Source organism: Streptomyces sp. NPDC054932 (genome assembly GCF_053610205.1).
In genome coordinates, this window is record NZ_JBSGXU010000008.1 from 78,640 (window position 1) to 93,635 (window position 14,996).

Here is a 14,996-nt window from a genome sequence, read left to right on the forward strand (position 1 = left end):
AGGGCCGCGGCTCGTACTGGACGTACCAGCAAGGTCCGACAACGCGGCGAGGGGCCGTGCCGGGGGCCGCGACGCGGTGAACCTTGCCGGTCACAGCACTAGGCCGTGTCGTCCCACCGGTACTCCACGATGCGGCCGTCGACCGTCCCGACCAGCAACCGCCCCTGCGGCGTCACCGCGAGGGACAGCGCGCAGGTCGGGACCCCGTCGACGGCGAGGGTGATCCGGTGGCGCACCGCGCCCGTCTCGGCGTCCAGGACGGTCAGGGCCCCGGAGCCGTCCGCCGCGTAGACGCTCGCCCCGTCCGAGTCCAGGGCCGTCGCGCGGTGGTCGCCGCGGTGCTCCCACAACACCGCACCGTCCAGGGAACGCCGTACGACGAAGCAGCTGCCCGGCCTGCGCCCGTGCGGCTCGTGGACGGACCCGGCGTACACCAGGGACTCCCCGATCTCCACCGCCGGACCGCCGAAGTGCTGCTCCTCCGGCGGCCGGCCGTGCGGGAAGAGCGGACGCGGCGTGCCGTCCTCGTCCACCGCGCTGACCCACAGGTCCCGCTGGGACCACTCCGTACGGGCGCTCACCAGGAGGTAGGGGCGGCTCGGACGGCGCACCGGGAACGGATGGTTGAACAGGGCGAAGCCCCCCGCCCCGGGCCCCTGGTGCCCGTCGGCGGCCGGTCCTCCGGCGGCCGGTCCGTCGGTGATGCCGTCCAGTTCGAGCATCGACAGCCGCTCGCGTCCCGCGCTCGGCTCCCCCACCGGCCACAGGACCATCTGCCGCCCGCCGCCCGGCACCAGGACCGCGTACCCGTCAGGCCGCACAGTCCCGACCACCCGACCGGTGTCGACCTCGATCCGGGCGACCCGGGCCCCGCCCGGCTTCCAGCCGGGGGGAACGTGACGCCGGATCCGCTCGGCGTTGGCCCACACGGACGCCGCGTCGCCGGACATCACCAGCTGGCGGCCGCCCTCCTCGTCCCCGACCGCCCATTGCCGTTCCCCGGACGGCAGCCAGGACTCCGCGAGGACCCCGTCCAGCGCGGCCAGCACCCGGCCGTCCGCCAGTCCTTCGACCGCCCACACCCGCCGGCGCAGGGACCACTCCCGCCCGGCCGCCCGCGCCAGCTCCGTCAACAGGCGGCGGGCCTCCGGGCCGCGGTCCGGCCGGTCGTACGGCGCCACGGGCACGTCCAGCTCCTCGCCGAGGACGCCCCCCGCCCCGACCGCGGCCCAGTCCGCACGACGGACGACGGCCGTGTGCCCCTGCTCGTGTGCGACCGGACCCTCCCAGTCCTCGGACGGGCTCAGCACCAGGCGCAGTGCGTCCGCGCCGCGCCACGCGAGGTCGAGGACCTCCCGCTCGTACTCCAGGGCGGACACGACGTCGCCGGTGTCCAGATGGACCAGCAGCAGCTCACCCTCGAAGAAGCAGCCGCCGTCGTAGCGTCCGGTGCCCACGGCCAGCAGGGGCAGGACGGGGTGGAAGGCGAGCGAGTGCACGGGCTTGCCGGAACGCAGCACGTACCGGCAGCGCAGGCCGTCCCGCTCGTACACGCCGATGCTGTGGCCGCTCCACCCGCTGTACCAGGTCCCGCCGGTCCACTGGGCCGACCCCACGTCGCCGCCGACCGCGAGCAGCCCCGAGCGGTCGTCGGCGACGGCCACGGCGGGCTCCCCGATCTCGGAGAACGGCCCGCCGCCGAGCACGCGCCCCACGGTCGGCCCGGGAATCCCGGGGGCCTCACGGGTCATACGGTTCTTCCCCCCGGGTTCCGCCCCCTAGGCGTTGGGGACAGTCTCGTAGCGGGGAGTGCCCTCCTCCATCTGGCGCAGGGCGTCCTTGCGGTCCCGCTTCGAGAGGCGGTCGATGTAGAGGTAGCCGTACAGGTGGTCCGTCTCGTGCTGCAGGCAGCGGGCGAAGTAGCCGGTGCCGCGCACCTTGATCGGGTTGCCCTGCGCGTCCTGGCCCTCGACCTCGGCGTAGTCCGGGCGGGCCAGCGCGGCGTACGCCGTCGGGACCGACAGGCAGCCCTCGTTCGAGTCGTCCAGCACCCGCGCGCCGGCCGGCAGCTCGATCAGCTTCGGGTTGACCACCACACCGGTGTGGCGCTTGCCGTCGTCGTCCGGGCAGTCGTAGACGAAGACCTTGGCGTCCACGCCGATCTGGTTCGCGGCCAGGCCCACGCCCTCGGCGGCCTTCTGGCTGGCGAACATGTCGTCGATCAGCTGCGCCAGCTCGTCGCCGAATTCGGTGACGTCCTTGCACTCCCGGTGCAGGACCGGGTTGCCGACGACGGTGATCGGGCGGGCGGTGCCGCGCTCACGGTGGGCGAGCTCGCGCTCCGCACAGTCCTCCGTGTCCACGACGTACCCGTCGTTCACGACCTCGACAACCTCGTTCTCCTGCTGCGCCATGTCCGCCGTACGCCTTCCGTAAGTCCCGGTCACCGATGGCCGTGGTGGCCACCGATGTGCCGGTACAGCCTACGGCCCCGGGTCAGCAGACTTCTTCGAGATCCCGCCACTCGCGGGTGCCCGGGCTGTCGGCGACCCAGCCGTCGAGCAGTCCGCGCACCAGACCGGCCGGCGCCGCGATCCCGCATTCGCGCTCGGGCACCCACAGGGAGCCGGAGCCGGCCGTACGGTGCCCCAGCGGTCCGGGATGCCCCGGCTCGCTGTGGTCGTGGGGATCGAGGTGCTCGCCGTCGCCCTCGTCGCTCGGCATCTCGCTCTCCGAGCAGGTCCGGCACAGCAGCCGCACCGACGAGGACCAGTCCTCGGCGGCGAACCCGGCGTCGGAGGCCAGCTGCTCCAGCGCGTCACGGTCCGCCTCGGTGGCCGCCTCCAGCAGCACCACCCAGGTCGGCACGGGGGACGGCGCCCACAGCTCGATCTCGTCGAACACGGGGTACGAGGGCCCCGCCGCGGTCACCCGCTCGCCGTGCGGGACGCCGTCGTGGAGCACGACCTCGCCCCAGCGCCGCCCCGAGGAGGGCAGCGGGATCGAGAGGACCTCCAGCCGGGCCGGGTCCAGCCTGCGGCCCCAGACCACCTCGGCCTCGCCCTCGGGCGAGAGCCGCACGGCGGCGCTCCCGAGCTCCATCCCGACCGGCTCGCCCGCCCCGGCCGCGTCCCCGGGCACCTTCAGCCCGTACGCCTGCCAGGCCCGCCGGGCCAGCGGCCAGTCCTGCAGCGCGGTGGCGGCGATCCCCACGTTCCACCAGTCCGGGGCGCCGGTCTCCCGGTCCAGCAGGGCCACGGCGCGCAGCCCGGCGGCCCGCGCCTGCTCCCAGTCGTGCCGGAACTTGTGCAGCAGCGCCAGATTGAACCAGGACTCGGACAGCCAGGGCTCCAGGTCCGCGGCTCTGGTCAGGAGCGCGCCCGCGTCCTCGTACCGCCCGTCGCCGATCAGCGTGAACGCGCGGTCGGTGGCCTGCCGCCACGAGGCGGAGGGCCGATGCCGTACCTTCCCGAAGATCCTCACGATTCCCGCCTGCCTGGGGGCACCTCCCAGCCGGTGGCTGGGGGAGAACGGTGCAGCCTTGCGGACACTCCTACGGTCCCTCTTACTGGCATCCAACCATGCCCACTCGGACGGCCGCTCATTACCCATGGGTTACCCAGGTGGGACGGGAACAACTCTGTCACGTCCACCCCTGGCCAGAACCCTTGCCAGGCACTCCACGACCTCCGGCTGGTAATCATGCCCGGTGCCCAGGCGGAGCCGCTCCAGGGCGGCCAGTGAGCCGCCCGGGTGACGACTCCCGCCGACCAGATCGTCGTACGCATTCACCGTACGCACGATCCGGGCGGATGTGGGCTGCTCCCGGTACGGATCCGCCTGCCGCTCCACCACCACGGCGACCTCGGCGGGCACCCCGGTCTGCCGGGCGACCTCCCCGCCCAGCTCGGCGATCCGGCGGGCCTGCGCGTCCGGCAGCCCGGCGGTGGCCCCGTCCGGGACCGGGTCGACGAGGGAGAGCTGCCCGATGTCGTGCATCAGCGCGGCGTACTCCAGCACCGTGAGCTCCCGCTCCGACAGGCCCAGCTCCCGGCCGACGGCACAGCTCAGGGCGGCCACCCGGCGGGCGTGGCCCGGCCGGGTGCAGCCGGCGATCTCGGTGGCGCGGGCCAGCGAGGTGATGGTCTGGCGGTAGGTGGTGCGGATCGCGGTGATCCGGTGGAAGGACAGCTGGGTCAGCAGCAGGGGCACGCTGAAGACGGGCAGGGCCCACAGGCCCGCGACGGCCGCGCCGAGCGCCATCACCACCCCGGTGGCACAGATCGCCGAGCCGATGCCGAGCTGGGCGCGCAGCTCGTCGCGCAGCAGGGGACCGTACGGCCAGCCCGTCCGGGCCCCGGCCAGTGCGGCGGCGAGCACGGCGTCGCACAGGGCGGTGAGGCCCAGGAGGAGGAGCAGGAAGAGGACGAGGTAGGGGCCCTGGCCCACCCACTGCTCCAGTCGGCCCGAGTTGTAGAGCGGCTGGAAACAGGCGGCGGCGAAGGCGACGGTGAGGACCCGGCGGGACAGGTGGTCGAGGGCGGGGCCGCGGCCGCGGGCGATGTGCGGGACGATCCCGGCGAGGGCGGCGGCGACGGCGACCGCGACGATCTGGAGCACCCCGTGGTGGGTGGGCAGCCCGGCGCTCTGGCCCAGCAGGGCGTAGGCGAGGGCGCCGGCGGAGCCGAGCGGGGCGGGCCGGCGGTCGAGGGGGCCCGGGCGGTCCCGGCGGGCGAGCTCGCCGACGGCGATCAGGGTGCCGAAGGCCAGGGCGGCGCCCGGCTCGGCGACGCCGTTCCACAGGGTGTGGCCGAGGCCGGCGACGGTGAGCGCGGCCGCGGCCCCCCGCACCGTCCACACGGCCGGGGCGCTCATCCGCCCGCCCCGGTGCCGTCGGCGTCCGGGGCGGACCCGCCGGCCGGGCCGGGGACGGCGGGGACCCTGCCCGGTGGCGGCGGGACGGGTGCGAGGGGACGGGAGCCCCGGTCCGGCAGCCCGGCCAGGGCCGCGGGGTCCGGCCCCGGACCCGGCGCGGCCGTACCCGCCGGGATCACCTGGAGGTCCTCGTCGGAGGTCACCACCGGGTGCCAGCCGGTCCGGCCGATCGCGTCGACCAGCGCCCGCACCATCGACGGGTCGAACTGCGCCCCCGCGCACCGTTCCAGCTCCGCGAGGGCGACCGGCACCGGCCGGGCCCGGCTGTAGGAGCGGGTCGAGGTCATCGCGTCGAAGGCGTCGGCCACGGCCACCACCCGGGCCAGCACCGGGATCTGCTCGCCGGTCAGCCCGTACGGATAGCCGGAGCCGTCGACCCGCTCGTGGTGGTGCAGGATCGCGGACCGGGCCTCCCCGAGGAAGCCGATGCCGCGCACCATCTCGTGGCCGTACTCGGGGTGCAGCTCGATGATCCGGCGCTCCTGCGGGGTGAGCGGCCCGTCCTTGCGCAGCAGCCGGGTGGGGACGCCGAGTTTGCCGACGTCGTGCAGGATCCCCGCGATGCGCACCGTCTCCAGCCGGTCCTCGGTCATGCCCAGCTCGCGGGCGATCATCGCGGAGGCCTGGCCGACCCGTTCGCTGTGGCCGCGCGTGTAGCGGTCCTTGATGTCGACGGCCTGGACGAGGGCGCGGATGGTGGCCCGGTGGGCGGCGTGTTCGCGGTGGTACTGGGCGAAGACCCAGCAGGAGATGTACATCGGCAGCAGGACCAGCAGCGCCGCCGGGAGCCCGTACGGGCTGCGCCACATGACGGCCATCATCAGGCCGGCGAGGCCGTGGACGCAGTGCGGGGCGAGGGAGCGGGGCAGCGCCGCGCGCCAGGCGGTGGCGGCGGGCCGGCGTTCGGCGGCGGCCAGGACGCCCCCGTCGAGGGCGGTGAGCACCAGGCAGAAGACGACGGCCGCGGCGATCGCGGGAAGCAGCAGGTGGGGGAAGTCGGCCGTCCCTGCGGGCGGCCCGCCCCCGGTGGCGGGCCCGCCGCCCGGGGCGGCCGGGCCGTGCAGCAGTCCGTACGCCTGCCCCGCGGCCCAGGCGGCTGTCGCCTGCTGCGCGCCGTGCCACACGCGGCGCACCGGGACGGGCGGGTGGACGACGGTCCCGGCGAAGCCCCCGGGCAGCGCCACGAGCGCGGCGGCGGCGGGCGGCAGCAGGAAGACGGCGGCGAGCACCACCGGGAAGAAGGAGCCGATGCCCTCGGGCACCCGGCTGCCGAGCAGCGGGCAGACCCGGACGAGTTCGCAGCCGAGGTGGAGCACGGCGAGCACGGTCACGGAGGTCCAGGGCGTACCGGAATCGGTGAGGGCCGGGGTGACGCACGCGACGGCCGCGAGGACGGCGCACAGGATGTATCCGCGCGCCACCGGCGGAAGTGTCCGCATGGCGCTCTCCTCCCCTGTGCCGTGACACCGGGTACCGAAATCGAACCGGCACCGATTGGGGAGAATAGGTGGGGCCCGGAGCGAGGTGGGCCACATTTCCGCATTGGGCCATGCGGACGCCCCCGGATTAGCACATTCGGGTGAACGAAGTGCCCTTCCGGGGGCGGATGTTGAACGCTTTGTCGAGTGGTCAGCCGGTAGCCGGGTTGTCGGCGGTGACATCGTGGTCGGGCACTGCCTGACCGGACCTGATCAGCTCGATCCGGCCCATCACCTTCGACCGCAGGTCGGTCGGCACGTCGTCCGACCCGCAGCAACGCTTCACCAGCTTCTTCACGGCCTGTTCCAGGCCGTACTTCTCCAGGCAGGGATTGCACTCGCCGAAGTGCGTCTCGAACTTCGTGCAGTCACTGTCCGGCATCTCCTGGTCGAGGAACTCGTACAGGTGATCCAGGACCTCCGAGCACTCTGTCTCGTGCGGCTCTCCGCAACTCATGAGCCCGTGCCTTTCCGGTCGTTCGACTCCCCCGCGCCCGCGGGAACCAGCCCGCGCTCACGGGCATAGTCCTCCAGCATTCCGCGGAGTTGACGGCGGCCACGGTGCAGTCGCGACATGACCGTACCGATGGGTGTACCCATGATGTCCGCGATCTCCTTGTACGCAAAGCCCTCTACGTCGGCAAGGTAGACCGCGATGCGGAACTCCTCCGGAATGGCCTGCAGGGCTTCCTTCACATCCGAATCGGGCAGGTGGTCGAGCGCCTGCGACTCGGCGGAACGCAGTCCGGTCGACATGTGCGACTCGGCGCGCGCCAGCTGCCAGTCCTCGATCTCCTCCGCGGCGCTGCGCTGGGGCTCGCGCTGCTTCTTGCGGTAGGAGTTGATGAAGGTGTTGGTCAGAATGCGGTACAGCCACGCCTTCAGGTTGGTGCCCTCGCGGAACTGGTGGAAGGACGCGTACGCCTTCGCGTACGTCTCCTGGACCAGGTCCTCGGCGTCGGCCGGATTGCGCGTCATGCGCAGCGCGGCCGAGTACATCTGGTCGAGGTAGCCGAGGGCGTCCCGTTCGAAGCGCGCATTGCGCTCCAGGGTCGTCTCCTCCGCGTGGCCTTCGTCGGTCCCAGCGACAGGACCCACCTCCTCCGACAGCGTGGCGGCTCCGAAAGCGGATCCGCTCGAATCGGAGAATAGTCGACCTTCCCGGCCGTCCGCCGCCCGAAGCGAGCTGCGCTTGGGCGCGGGCAGCACGGTCCAGTCCAGGTCAGCGGCCTGCCGACGGTTCTGGCTGATGACCTGGGTCATGCGCTCCCTCTCCTCCGACGAGTTCCCGTACGTTCCGACATCCGAGACAACAGAAGGGGCGTGCGGCGCATTCCCGGGCACCCGGCGGGTTTTCGGTCCGTCCACGGGCCGGGCCGGCCTCGCTCACACGGGGAGCCGGGCGAGCCACTCCCCCACCGCTGCGGTGATCGTCGAGAGCGCCTCCTCCTGGGTGGTGTCCGCCTTCTTCGGCACCGCGAAGCCGTGGTCCCCGTACGCGACCTCCACGAGCTCGTACGGGTCCGGCCCGCCCGGCGGCGGGAACTCCTCGGGCCGCCCGAAGGGGTCCCGGCCGCCCTGGACCACGAGGGTGGGCCGGCCGGCCCCGGTGAGCTCCCCGGCGCGGGACTTCTCGGGGCGGCCCGGCGGGTGCAGCGGGAAGGCCAGCGCCAGCACCCCGGCGGCGCCCAGCTCGGCGGCGGTCCGGCAGGCCACCCGGGCCCCGGCGCTGCGCCCGCCCGCGACCACCGGCAGTCCGGGCCCGGCGAGCGCCGGCCACAGCCCGCGCCACCCCTCGTCCAGCACCTTGGGTGCGGCAGCGACCTTCTTCCCGGCGACCCGCCAGGGCTGTTCGACCAGGGCCACCGTGATCCCGCGGGCGGGCAGGGCCGCGGCCAGCGCCCGCAGGTCCCGGGCCTCGATACCGCCGCCGGCGCCGTGGCTCACGGCGAGCACGAGCTTCGGCTCCGGTGCCTCGTGCCAGGTGATGCGGGCCTCTCCCGCCGGGGTGTCGACACTCTCGGTACGCGTGGTCATGCCCCCATCGTGCCGCCCCGCCCGCTCAGAAGAGGGTGCCCTCCTCCGGCGCGGCGAGCTCGGTCAGCAGCTCCGGCCCGTTGTTGCGCACGCTGCTCACGGCGGTGGACACCGGGTAGGCCCGCATCAGCCCGCCGGGCGGCGGTGCCAGCAGCTCCCGCAGGGAGCCTTCGGTGTCGGTGTTCGCGGGGTCCAGCCAGGCGTCCCAGCGGTCCGGGGGCAGCATCAGCGGCATCCGCGGATGGATGTCGGAGAGCGAGCGCGGTCCCTCGGCGGGGGCCACGCCCAGCGGACCGGTCTCGGCCTCCGTGGTGATCACCGAGCAGGTGACCCACCAGGCGAGCGGGTGCTCGTCGGGCAGGGTCCGGTCGCGCCAGAACTCGTATATGCCGGCCATGGCGAAGACGGAGCCGTCGGAAGGGAGCACGAAGTAGGGCTGCTTGCGGGCCCGCTTCTTCTTCCCCTCCACCTCCAGCTGGCGCTCGTCGTGGGCGGTGACCCACTCGTAGTAGCCGTCGGCGGGGACGATGCAGCGGCGCTGCGCGAAGGGCCTGCGGAAGGACGGCTTCTCGTGCAGGGTCTCCGACCGGGCGTTGATCATCCGGGCGGCGCCGTCGGGGTTCTGGGCCCAGGAGGGGACCAGCCCCCATTTCAGGACGCGCAGCTGGCGAACCGGACGGGAGTGCGAGGCGTCTTTGAGGGGACGGTCGAGGATCACATGGACCTCTTTCGTCGGCGCCACGTTCCAGTCGGGGGCCAGGGCCTCCTCCGGCTCCCACCTCTCGATGCCGAAGGCCGCCACCAGTTCCTCGGGCCCACGACCCGCCGCATACCGTCCGCACATGGCTGTCACACTGCCATGTCGCCCCCTCACCACCGCAAGGAGTCCGCCACCTTATGGACAGCAGCACGACGGCCGGTCTGTGGGACCGGCTCACGGGCATACAGGCCGCGCCCGACCTGTGGCTGGTGATCGTGACGGGGGTGGTCGCGCTGGCCGCGGTGGGGCCCCGCCCGCTGTGGCGCCTGTCGCGCAACGCCGTCACCATCGCGCACGAGGGCGGGCACGGCCTGCTGGCCCTGCTGACCGGGCGCCGCCTCAGCGGGATACGGCTGCACTCCGACACCAGCGGCGTCACCGTCAGCCGGGGCAGGCCGACCGGGCTCGGGATGATCCTGACCGCCGCGGGCGGGTACACGGCGCCCTCGCTGCTCGGGCTGGGCGGCGCGGCGCTGCTGTCGGCGCACCGGATCACGCTGCTGCTGTGGGCGGCCACCGCCCTGCTGCTGGCGATGCTGGTGATGATCCGCAACGCGTACGGGGCGCTGACGGTCGTGCTGACCGGCGGAACCTTCCTGCTGGTCTCCTGGCTGACCCCGGCCGAGGTGCAGGCCGGCTTCGCGTACCTGGTGGTGTGGTTCCTGCTGCTCGGCGGGGTCCGGCCGGTCTTCGAGCTGGGGGCCAAGCGCCGGCACGGCGGAGCACCGGATTCCGACGCCGACCAGCTCGGCCGCCTCACCCACCTGCACCCGGTGGTGTGGCTGCTCTTCTTCCACGTCGTCGCCCTGTGCTCGCTGATCGGCGGCGCCCGCTGGCTGCTCGACCTGTGACCGCTCCCTGAGACGGAACCGGGATCAAGATCTGGCATCGGGGGAAGCCACTAAAGTGGTGGCCATGACCGAGACCCCCGCGCTCCCTGCCCTCTGGCCCGCTCCGCTCGCCGATGGGACCGTCCACGCCACCGTCACGGTGCCGGGATCCAAATCGGTCACCAACCGGGCCCTGGTGCTCGCCGCGCTGGCGGCCGAGCCCGGCTGGGTGCGCCGCCCGCTGCGCTCGCGGGACTCCCAGCTGATGTCCGACGCCCTGCGCGCGATGGGCGTCGGCATCGAGGAGACCGTCTCCTCCAGTTCCGCCCGTGCCACCAACGGCGCAGTCGGCGGCGAGGCATGGCGGATCATCCCGGCGGCCCTGCACGGCCCGACGACCGTGGACGTCGGCAACGCGGGCACGGTCATGCGCTTCCTGCCGCCCCTGGCCACCCTCGCCGACGGCGACATCCGCTTCGACGGCGACCCGCGCTCCTACGAGCGCCCGCTCGGCCAGGTCATCACGGCGCTGCGCACCCTCGGGGCCCGGATCGACGACGACGGCCGGGGCGCGCTGCCCATGACCGTCCTGGGCGGCGGGGCCCTGGAGGGCGGCACGGTCGAGATCGACGCCAGCAACTCCTCGCAGTTCGTCTCCGCGCTGCTGCTCTCCGCCCCGCGCTTCAACCAGGGCGTCGAGGTCCGGCACGTGGGCGGCAACCTGCCGTCGATGCCGCACATCCGGATGACGGTGGAGATGCTGCGCGCGGCCGGCGCCCAGGTCGACACCCCCGAGGCCGGCGGCGAGAAGGACGTGTGGCGGGTCGCCCCCGGCGCGCTGCTGGGCCGCGACATGGTCGTGGAGCCGGACCTCTCCAACGCGCAGCCCTTCCTGGCCGCGGCCCTGATCACCGGCGGCACGGTCACCGTCCCGGACTGGCCGAGCCGCACCACGCAGCCCGGTGACGCGCTGCGCCGGATCTTCACCGAGATGGGCGGCTCCTGCGAGCTGACCGACGCCGGCCTGGTCTTCACCGGCACCGGCAAGATCCACGGCATCGACGTGGACCTGAGCGAGGTCGGCGAGCTCACCCCGGGCATCGCGGCGGTGGCGGCCCTGGCCGACTCCGAGTCGGTGCTGCGCGGTGTCGCGCACCTGCGGCTGCACGAGACGGACCGGCTGGCCGCCCTGACCAAGGAGATCAACGCGCTCGGCGGCGATGTCACCGAGACCGCCGACGGCCTGCGCATCCGGCCGCGCCGGATGCACGGCGGCACCTTCCACACGTACGACGACCACCGGATGGCCACCGCGGGTGCGGTGATCGGCCTGGCGGTGGAGGGCGTGCAGATCGAGAACGTGGCGACGACCGCGAAGACCCTGCCGGACTTCCCGAAGATGTGGACGGACATGCTCGCCGGGGACGCCGGTGGCTCCGGGACCTCCGGAACGGGTGCGGGAGCGTAGGGCCCGTCATGCGCAGGTACGGCAAGCACACCGACGAGGACGACATCCGCCAGCGCCCGAACCCCAAGGGCAACCGGCCTCGGACCAGCATCCGCCCCAAGCACGAGGACGCGGCCGAGGGCTTCGTCCTCACCGTGGACCGCGGCCGGCTGACCTGCCTGGTCGAGAACCGCACGGTGCACGCGATGAAGGCCCGCGAGCTGGGCCGCAAGGCGGCGGTGGTCGGCGACCGCGTCTGGATCGTCGGTGACCTGTCCGGCAAGAAGGACACCCTGGCCCGCATCGTGCGGATCGAGGAGCGCAGGTCCGTCCTGCGGCGCACCGCCGACGACGACGATCCGTACGAGCGCGTGGTCGTCGCCAACGCCGACCAGCTGGCCATCGTCACGGCCCTGGCCGACCCGGAGCCGCGGCCCCGGATGATCGACCGCTGCCTGGTCGCGGCGTACGACGCCGGGCTGGAGCCGCTGCTGGTGCTCACCAAGTCCGACCTGACCTCCGCGGACAAGATCCTGGAGATCTACTCGACGCTCGGCGTGAACTACGTGGTGACCAACCGCGAGGAGCTGGCCACGGGCGACGCGGCCGACCGGGTGCGCGAGCGGCTCGACGGCCGCATCACCGCCTTCGTCGGACACTCGGGCGTCGGCAAGACCACCCTGGTGAACTCGCTGGTCGCCGAGGGCCGCCAGCGCGCCACCGGCCACGTCAACGCGGTGACCGGCCGCGGTCGGCACACCACCACCTCCGCGCTCGCGCTGCCGCTGCCGAGCGGCGACGGCTGGGTCATCGACACCCCGGGCGTGCGCTCCTTCGGCCTGCACCACGTGGACCCGTCCCGGGTGATCCTCGCCTTCCCGGACCTGGTGCCGGGTACCGAGGAGTGCCCGCGCGCGTGCAGCCACGACGAGCAGGACTGCGCGCTCGACAAGTGGGTGGAGGACGGCCACGCGGACCCGGCGCGGCTGTATTCGCTGCGGCGGCTGCTGGAGACGCGCGAGCGGCGCGAGGGCGACTGACCGTCCGGCTGTGGTTCGGCCGCGTTTGCCGAGGGCCCTGTCTGGATAAATGCATAATCGCACCAAGTGACGTGATGTCACGTGACGCGGGGAGGCATTCGACATGGCGTGGCTGCTGGTCGTGGTCGCGGGACTCCTGGAGACCGGTTTCGCGGTCTGCCTCAAGCTCTCCCACGGATTCACCCGGCTGTGGCCGACCGTCGCCTTCGCCTGCTTCGCGCTCGGCAGCTTCGGTCTGCTGACCCTGGCGCTCAAGAAACTGGACGTGGGACCGGCGTACGCGGTGTGGACGGGCATCGGCGCGGCCGGTACGGCGATCTACGGCATGGTCTTCCTCGGCGACCTGGTCTCCACCCTCAAACTCGTCTCGATCTCGCTGGTCATCCTCGGCATCATCGGGCTCCAGCTGTCCGGATCGGCACACTGAGCAGCCTGCGCAGCTCCCCCGGACCCGGCTCCTCCCCCGGGGCGACCACGTAGGAGAGGGCGAGGCGTACGGCGAGTTCGCAGCGCTGCGGCCCCTCCCCCGGCGTCAGCGCGGCGGCCGCCCGGTCCCGGACGGCCCGGGCCAGCTCGCCGGGCCCGGGCGTGCGGCCGCCCGCCGCGGGCAGGCCCGCATCCCAGCTGCCGGTGAGCAGGGCTCGTACGAGGGGCTGGGCGCGGGCCGCCCGTACGGTCCACTCCGCGACGGCGGCGAGCCGCTCGGCGGCCTGGGCCGGGGCGGACAGGGCCCGGTCCACCCCGTCGAGGTAGCGGTCGGCCTCGCGGCGGACCAGGGCGCGGCCCAGGCCCGCCTTGCCGCCGAACTCGTTGTAGAGGGTCTGGCGGGACACCCCGGCGGCGGCGGCCACGTCGACCATCCGCACGTCCGGCCAGGGGCGCGCCGAGAGCGCCGCCAGTGCCGCCTCCAGCAAGGACTCCCGGGCTGCCGGCATCCGCGCCTCCCCGTTCGGCTCTCCCCCGCCAGAGTTGACGGGTCGCCAGATGCTGTCAAGGGCGCGTTCGGGCCGCACTGTGGACTGCGTTGGTCGGGGTCCGGGAGTCTCGATACTGTTCGGGCATGCCCGAGTATGACGATGACCTGCGCCTTGCCCTCGATCTCGCCGACGCGGCGGACGCCGCCACGATGGAGCGGTTCCGCGCCCTCGACCTGCAGGTCGAGACGAAGCCGGACATGACCCCGGTGAGCGAGGCGGACAGGGCCGCCGAGGAGATCATCCGGGCCGGCATCGCGGCCGCCCGGCCGGACGACGCCATCCTGGGCGAGGAGTACGGGCTCAAGGGCAGCGGTCCGCGCCGCTGGGTGGTGGACCCGATCGACGGCACGAAGAACTATGTGCGCGGGGTCCCGGTCTGGGCGACCCTGATCTCCCTGATGGCCGAGGACGCCGACGGCGTCTTCCGGCCGGTGGTCGGCGTGGTGTCCGCGCCGGCGCTGGGCCGCCGCTGGTGGGCGGCGCAGGGCGGGGGCGCGTACGCGGGCGGCGCGCTCGGCGGGACCGCGGAGCCCACGGCGATCCGCGTCTCGCAGGTGGGCGGGCTGGGCGACGCCTCGTTCGCGTACTCCTCGCTGAGCGGCTGGGAGGAGCAGGGCCGGCTCCCCGGCTTCCTGGACCTGACCCGCGCGTGCTGGCGCACCCGCGGCTACGGGGACTTCTGGCCGTACATGATGGTCGCGGAGGGCTCGCTGGACCTGTGCGCGGAGCCGGAGCTCAACCTGTGGGACATGGCGGCCATCGCGGTGGTGGTCCAGGAGGCGGGCGGCCGCTTCACCGGCCTCGACGGGGTGGACGGGGTGCACGGCGGGAACGCCGCGGCGTCGAACGGACTGCTCCACGAGGAGATGCTGAGCCTGCTGCGCCCGCGCGCCTGAGGCTCCCGAGCGCCTCCCACGCTCCGCCCCGCGCCTCCTTGTCGGCCCTCCGTGCCCGTGGGAATCTGATACTCCCCACGCTTGTGCGCTTGTGAAGCGTTTCTCTAGGAGGCGGCTTCTCCGCGCACCCACCCGAGCGGGGGGACACACCCCAGGAGGTGGCTCTCTTCATGCTCGTCCGCGACGCAATGAGCACCGTGATCCTCACCCTCGGACCCGCACACACCCTCCGGCAGGCGGCCTGCCTGATGTCCGGCCGGCGCGTCGGCGCGGCCGTCGTCCTCGACCCCGACCACAGCGGAATCGGCATCCTGACCGAGCGCGACATCCTCAACTCGATCGGCGCGGGCCACGATCCCGACCGGGAGTCCGTGGGCGCGCACACCACCAACAACGTCGTGTTCTGCACGCCGGAGGCCACTGTGCAGGAAGCCGCCGAGGCGATGGCCCACGGCGGCTTCCGGCACCTGATCGTGCTGGAGCACGGCGGACCGGTCGGCATCGTGTCCGTGCGCGACGTCATCCGCTGCTGGGTACCGGCGCGGCGCACGGTCCCCGCGTGAAACGACGCCGGGCCGCAGTCCTCCGAGGAGGGC

General features: G+C 73.5%; 16 protein-coding genes. 6 read left to right on the forward strand and 10 right to left on the reverse strand.

The window, feature by feature from the left end:
• Positions 1–98 precede the first annotated feature (98 nt).
• The 9 genes from ACWGE1_RS04065 to ACWGE1_RS04105 form a co-directional block, all read right to left on the reverse strand.
• Positions 99–1,751: a PQQ-binding-like beta-propeller repeat protein gene (locus ACWGE1_RS04065; protein ID WP_453418991.1), complete on the reverse strand. Its 1,653-nt coding sequence runs from the start codon at positions 1,749–1,751 to the stop codon at positions 99–101.
• A 27-nt stretch (positions 1,752–1,778) separates the two neighbouring features.
• Complete coding sequence (gene def / locus ACWGE1_RS04070) at positions 1,779–2,414, reverse strand: peptide deformylase (protein ID WP_453418992.1); 636 nt, start codon at positions 2,412–2,414, stop codon at positions 1,779–1,781.
• A gap of 82 nt (positions 2,415–2,496) precedes the next feature.
• Positions 2,497–3,483, reverse strand: a complete 987-nt coding sequence (locus ACWGE1_RS04075; RefSeq protein WP_030385957.1) for a tetratricopeptide repeat protein — start codon at positions 3,481–3,483, stop codon at positions 2,497–2,499.
• Positions 3,484–3,615: 132 nt separating this feature from the next.
• Complete coding sequence (locus ACWGE1_RS04080) at positions 3,616–4,875, reverse strand: HD-GYP domain-containing protein (protein WP_453418993.1); 1,260 nt, start codon at positions 4,873–4,875, stop codon at positions 3,616–3,618.
• Positions 4,872–6,374, reverse strand: coding sequence for an HD-GYP domain-containing protein (locus ACWGE1_RS04085; protein ID WP_453418994.1), 1,503 nt, complete (start codon positions 6,372–6,374; stop codon positions 4,872–4,874). The genes ACWGE1_RS04080 and ACWGE1_RS04085 overlap by 4 nt, the downstream gene beginning before the upstream one ends.
• 190 nt (positions 6,375–6,564) lie before the next feature.
• Positions 6,565–6,870: a mycothiol system anti-sigma-R factor gene (rsrA, locus tag ACWGE1_RS04090; protein WP_453418995.1), complete on the reverse strand. Its 306-nt coding sequence runs from the start codon at positions 6,868–6,870 to the stop codon at positions 6,565–6,567.
• Positions 6,867–7,511: a sigma-70 family RNA polymerase sigma factor gene (locus ACWGE1_RS04095; protein WP_453419007.1), complete on the reverse strand. Its 645-nt coding sequence runs from the start codon at positions 7,509–7,511 to the stop codon at positions 6,867–6,869. The genes rsrA and ACWGE1_RS04095 overlap by 4 nt, the downstream gene beginning before the upstream one ends.
• A gap of 288 nt (positions 7,512–7,799) precedes the next feature.
• The gene (locus ACWGE1_RS04100) at positions 7,800–8,450 is read right to left on the reverse strand and encodes an alpha/beta hydrolase family protein (protein ID WP_453418996.1); all 651 of its coding nucleotides are present in this window, start codon (positions 8,448–8,450) and stop codon (positions 7,800–7,802) included.
• Between the two features lie 25 nt (positions 8,451–8,475).
• Positions 8,476–9,294, reverse strand: coding sequence for an SOS response-associated peptidase (locus tag ACWGE1_RS04105; RefSeq protein ID WP_453418997.1), 819 nt, complete (start codon positions 9,292–9,294; stop codon positions 8,476–8,478).
• Between the two features lie 53 nt (positions 9,295–9,347).
• Between ACWGE1_RS04105 and ACWGE1_RS04110 the strand changes: the two genes are divergently transcribed.
• The 4 genes from ACWGE1_RS04110 to ACWGE1_RS04125 all read left to right on the forward strand — a co-directional run bounded on the left by ACWGE1_RS04110 (position 9,348) and on the right by ACWGE1_RS04125 (position 12,954).
• Positions 9,348–10,061 (forward strand): M50 family metallopeptidase, encoded by a 714-nt coding sequence (locus ACWGE1_RS04110; RefSeq protein WP_453418998.1) that lies wholly within the window; start codon positions 9,348–9,350, stop codon positions 10,059–10,061.
• A gap of 64 nt (positions 10,062–10,125) precedes the next feature.
• Entirely contained in the window at positions 10,126–11,508 is a 1,383-nt protein-coding gene (gene aroA / locus ACWGE1_RS04115; protein ID WP_453418999.1) for a 3-phosphoshikimate 1-carboxyvinyltransferase, read from the forward strand.
• Between the two features lie 8 nt (positions 11,509–11,516).
• Positions 11,517–12,527, forward strand: a complete 1,011-nt coding sequence (gene rsgA, locus ACWGE1_RS04120; protein ID WP_453419000.1) for a ribosome small subunit-dependent GTPase A — start codon at positions 11,517–11,519, stop codon at positions 12,525–12,527.
• Between the two features lie 103 nt (positions 12,528–12,630).
• Positions 12,631–12,954: a DMT family transporter gene (locus ACWGE1_RS04125; RefSeq protein ID WP_453419001.1), complete on the forward strand. Its 324-nt coding sequence runs from the start codon at positions 12,631–12,633 to the stop codon at positions 12,952–12,954.
• Here ACWGE1_RS04125 and ACWGE1_RS04130 read toward each other — a convergent pair.
• Complete coding sequence (locus ACWGE1_RS04130) at positions 12,920–13,462, reverse strand: TetR/AcrR family transcriptional regulator (protein ID WP_453419002.1); 543 nt, start codon at positions 13,460–13,462, stop codon at positions 12,920–12,922. The genes ACWGE1_RS04125 and ACWGE1_RS04130 overlap by 35 nt on opposite strands.
• A 125-nt stretch (positions 13,463–13,587) precedes the next feature.
• On the opposite strand from ACWGE1_RS04130, the gene hisN reads away from it, so the two are divergent.
• Positions 13,588–14,400, forward strand: a complete 813-nt coding sequence (gene hisN / locus ACWGE1_RS04135) for a histidinol-phosphatase (RefSeq protein ID WP_453419003.1) — start codon at positions 13,588–13,590, stop codon at positions 14,398–14,400.
• Between the two features lie 170 nt (positions 14,401–14,570).
• Positions 14,571–14,963 carry a CBS domain-containing protein gene (locus tag ACWGE1_RS04140; protein ID WP_030385946.1) on the forward strand — a complete coding sequence of 131 codons (393 nt, stop codon included), beginning with the start codon at positions 14,571–14,573 and terminating at the stop codon, positions 14,961–14,963.
• Positions 14,964–14,996: the final 33 nt, after the last annotated feature.

Coding starts and splice junctions, on each gene's coding strand:
- ACWGE1_RS04130 (WP_453419002.1), bottom strand. CDS start 13,462: ATGCCGGCAGCCCGGGAGTCCTTGCTGGAGGCGGCACTGGCGGCGCTC.
- ACWGE1_RS04100 (WP_453418996.1), bottom strand. CDS start 8,450: ATGACCACGCGTACCGAGAGTGTCGACACCCCGGCGGGAGAGGCCCGC.
- rsrA (WP_453418995.1), bottom strand. CDS start 6,870: ATGAGTTGCGGAGAGCCGCACGAGACAGAGTGCTCGGAGGTCCTGGAT.
- rsgA (WP_453419000.1), top strand. CDS start 11,517: ATGCGCAGGTACGGCAAGCACACCGACGAGGACGACATCCGCCAGCGC.
- ACWGE1_RS04065 (WP_453418991.1), bottom strand. CDS start 1,751: ATGACCCGTGAGGCCCCCGGGATTCCCGGGCCGACCGTGGGGCGCGTG.
- ACWGE1_RS04085 (WP_453418994.1), bottom strand. CDS start 6,374: ATGCGGACACTTCCGCCGGTGGCGCGCGGATACATCCTGTGCGCCGTC.
- ACWGE1_RS04125 (WP_453419001.1), top strand. CDS start 12,631: ATGGCGTGGCTGCTGGTCGTGGTCGCGGGACTCCTGGAGACCGGTTTC.
- def (WP_453418992.1), bottom strand. CDS start 2,414: ATGGCGCAGCAGGAGAACGAGGTTGTCGAGGTCGTGAACGACGGGTAC.
- aroA (WP_453418999.1), top strand. CDS start 10,126: ATGACCGAGACCCCCGCGCTCCCTGCCCTCTGGCCCGCTCCGCTCGCC.
- ACWGE1_RS04080 (WP_453418993.1), bottom strand. CDS start 4,875: ATGAGCGCCCCGGCCGTGTGGACGGTGCGGGGGGCCGCGGCCGCGCTC.
- hisN (WP_453419003.1), top strand. CDS start 13,588: ATGCCCGAGTATGACGATGACCTGCGCCTTGCCCTCGATCTCGCCGAC.
- ACWGE1_RS04110 (WP_453418998.1), top strand. CDS start 9,348: ATGGACAGCAGCACGACGGCCGGTCTGTGGGACCGGCTCACGGGCATA.
- ACWGE1_RS04105 (WP_453418997.1), bottom strand. CDS start 9,294: ATGTGCGGACGGTATGCGGCGGGTCGTGGGCCCGAGGAACTGGTGGCG.
- ACWGE1_RS04140 (WP_030385946.1), top strand. CDS start 14,571: ATGCTCGTCCGCGACGCAATGAGCACCGTGATCCTCACCCTCGGACCC.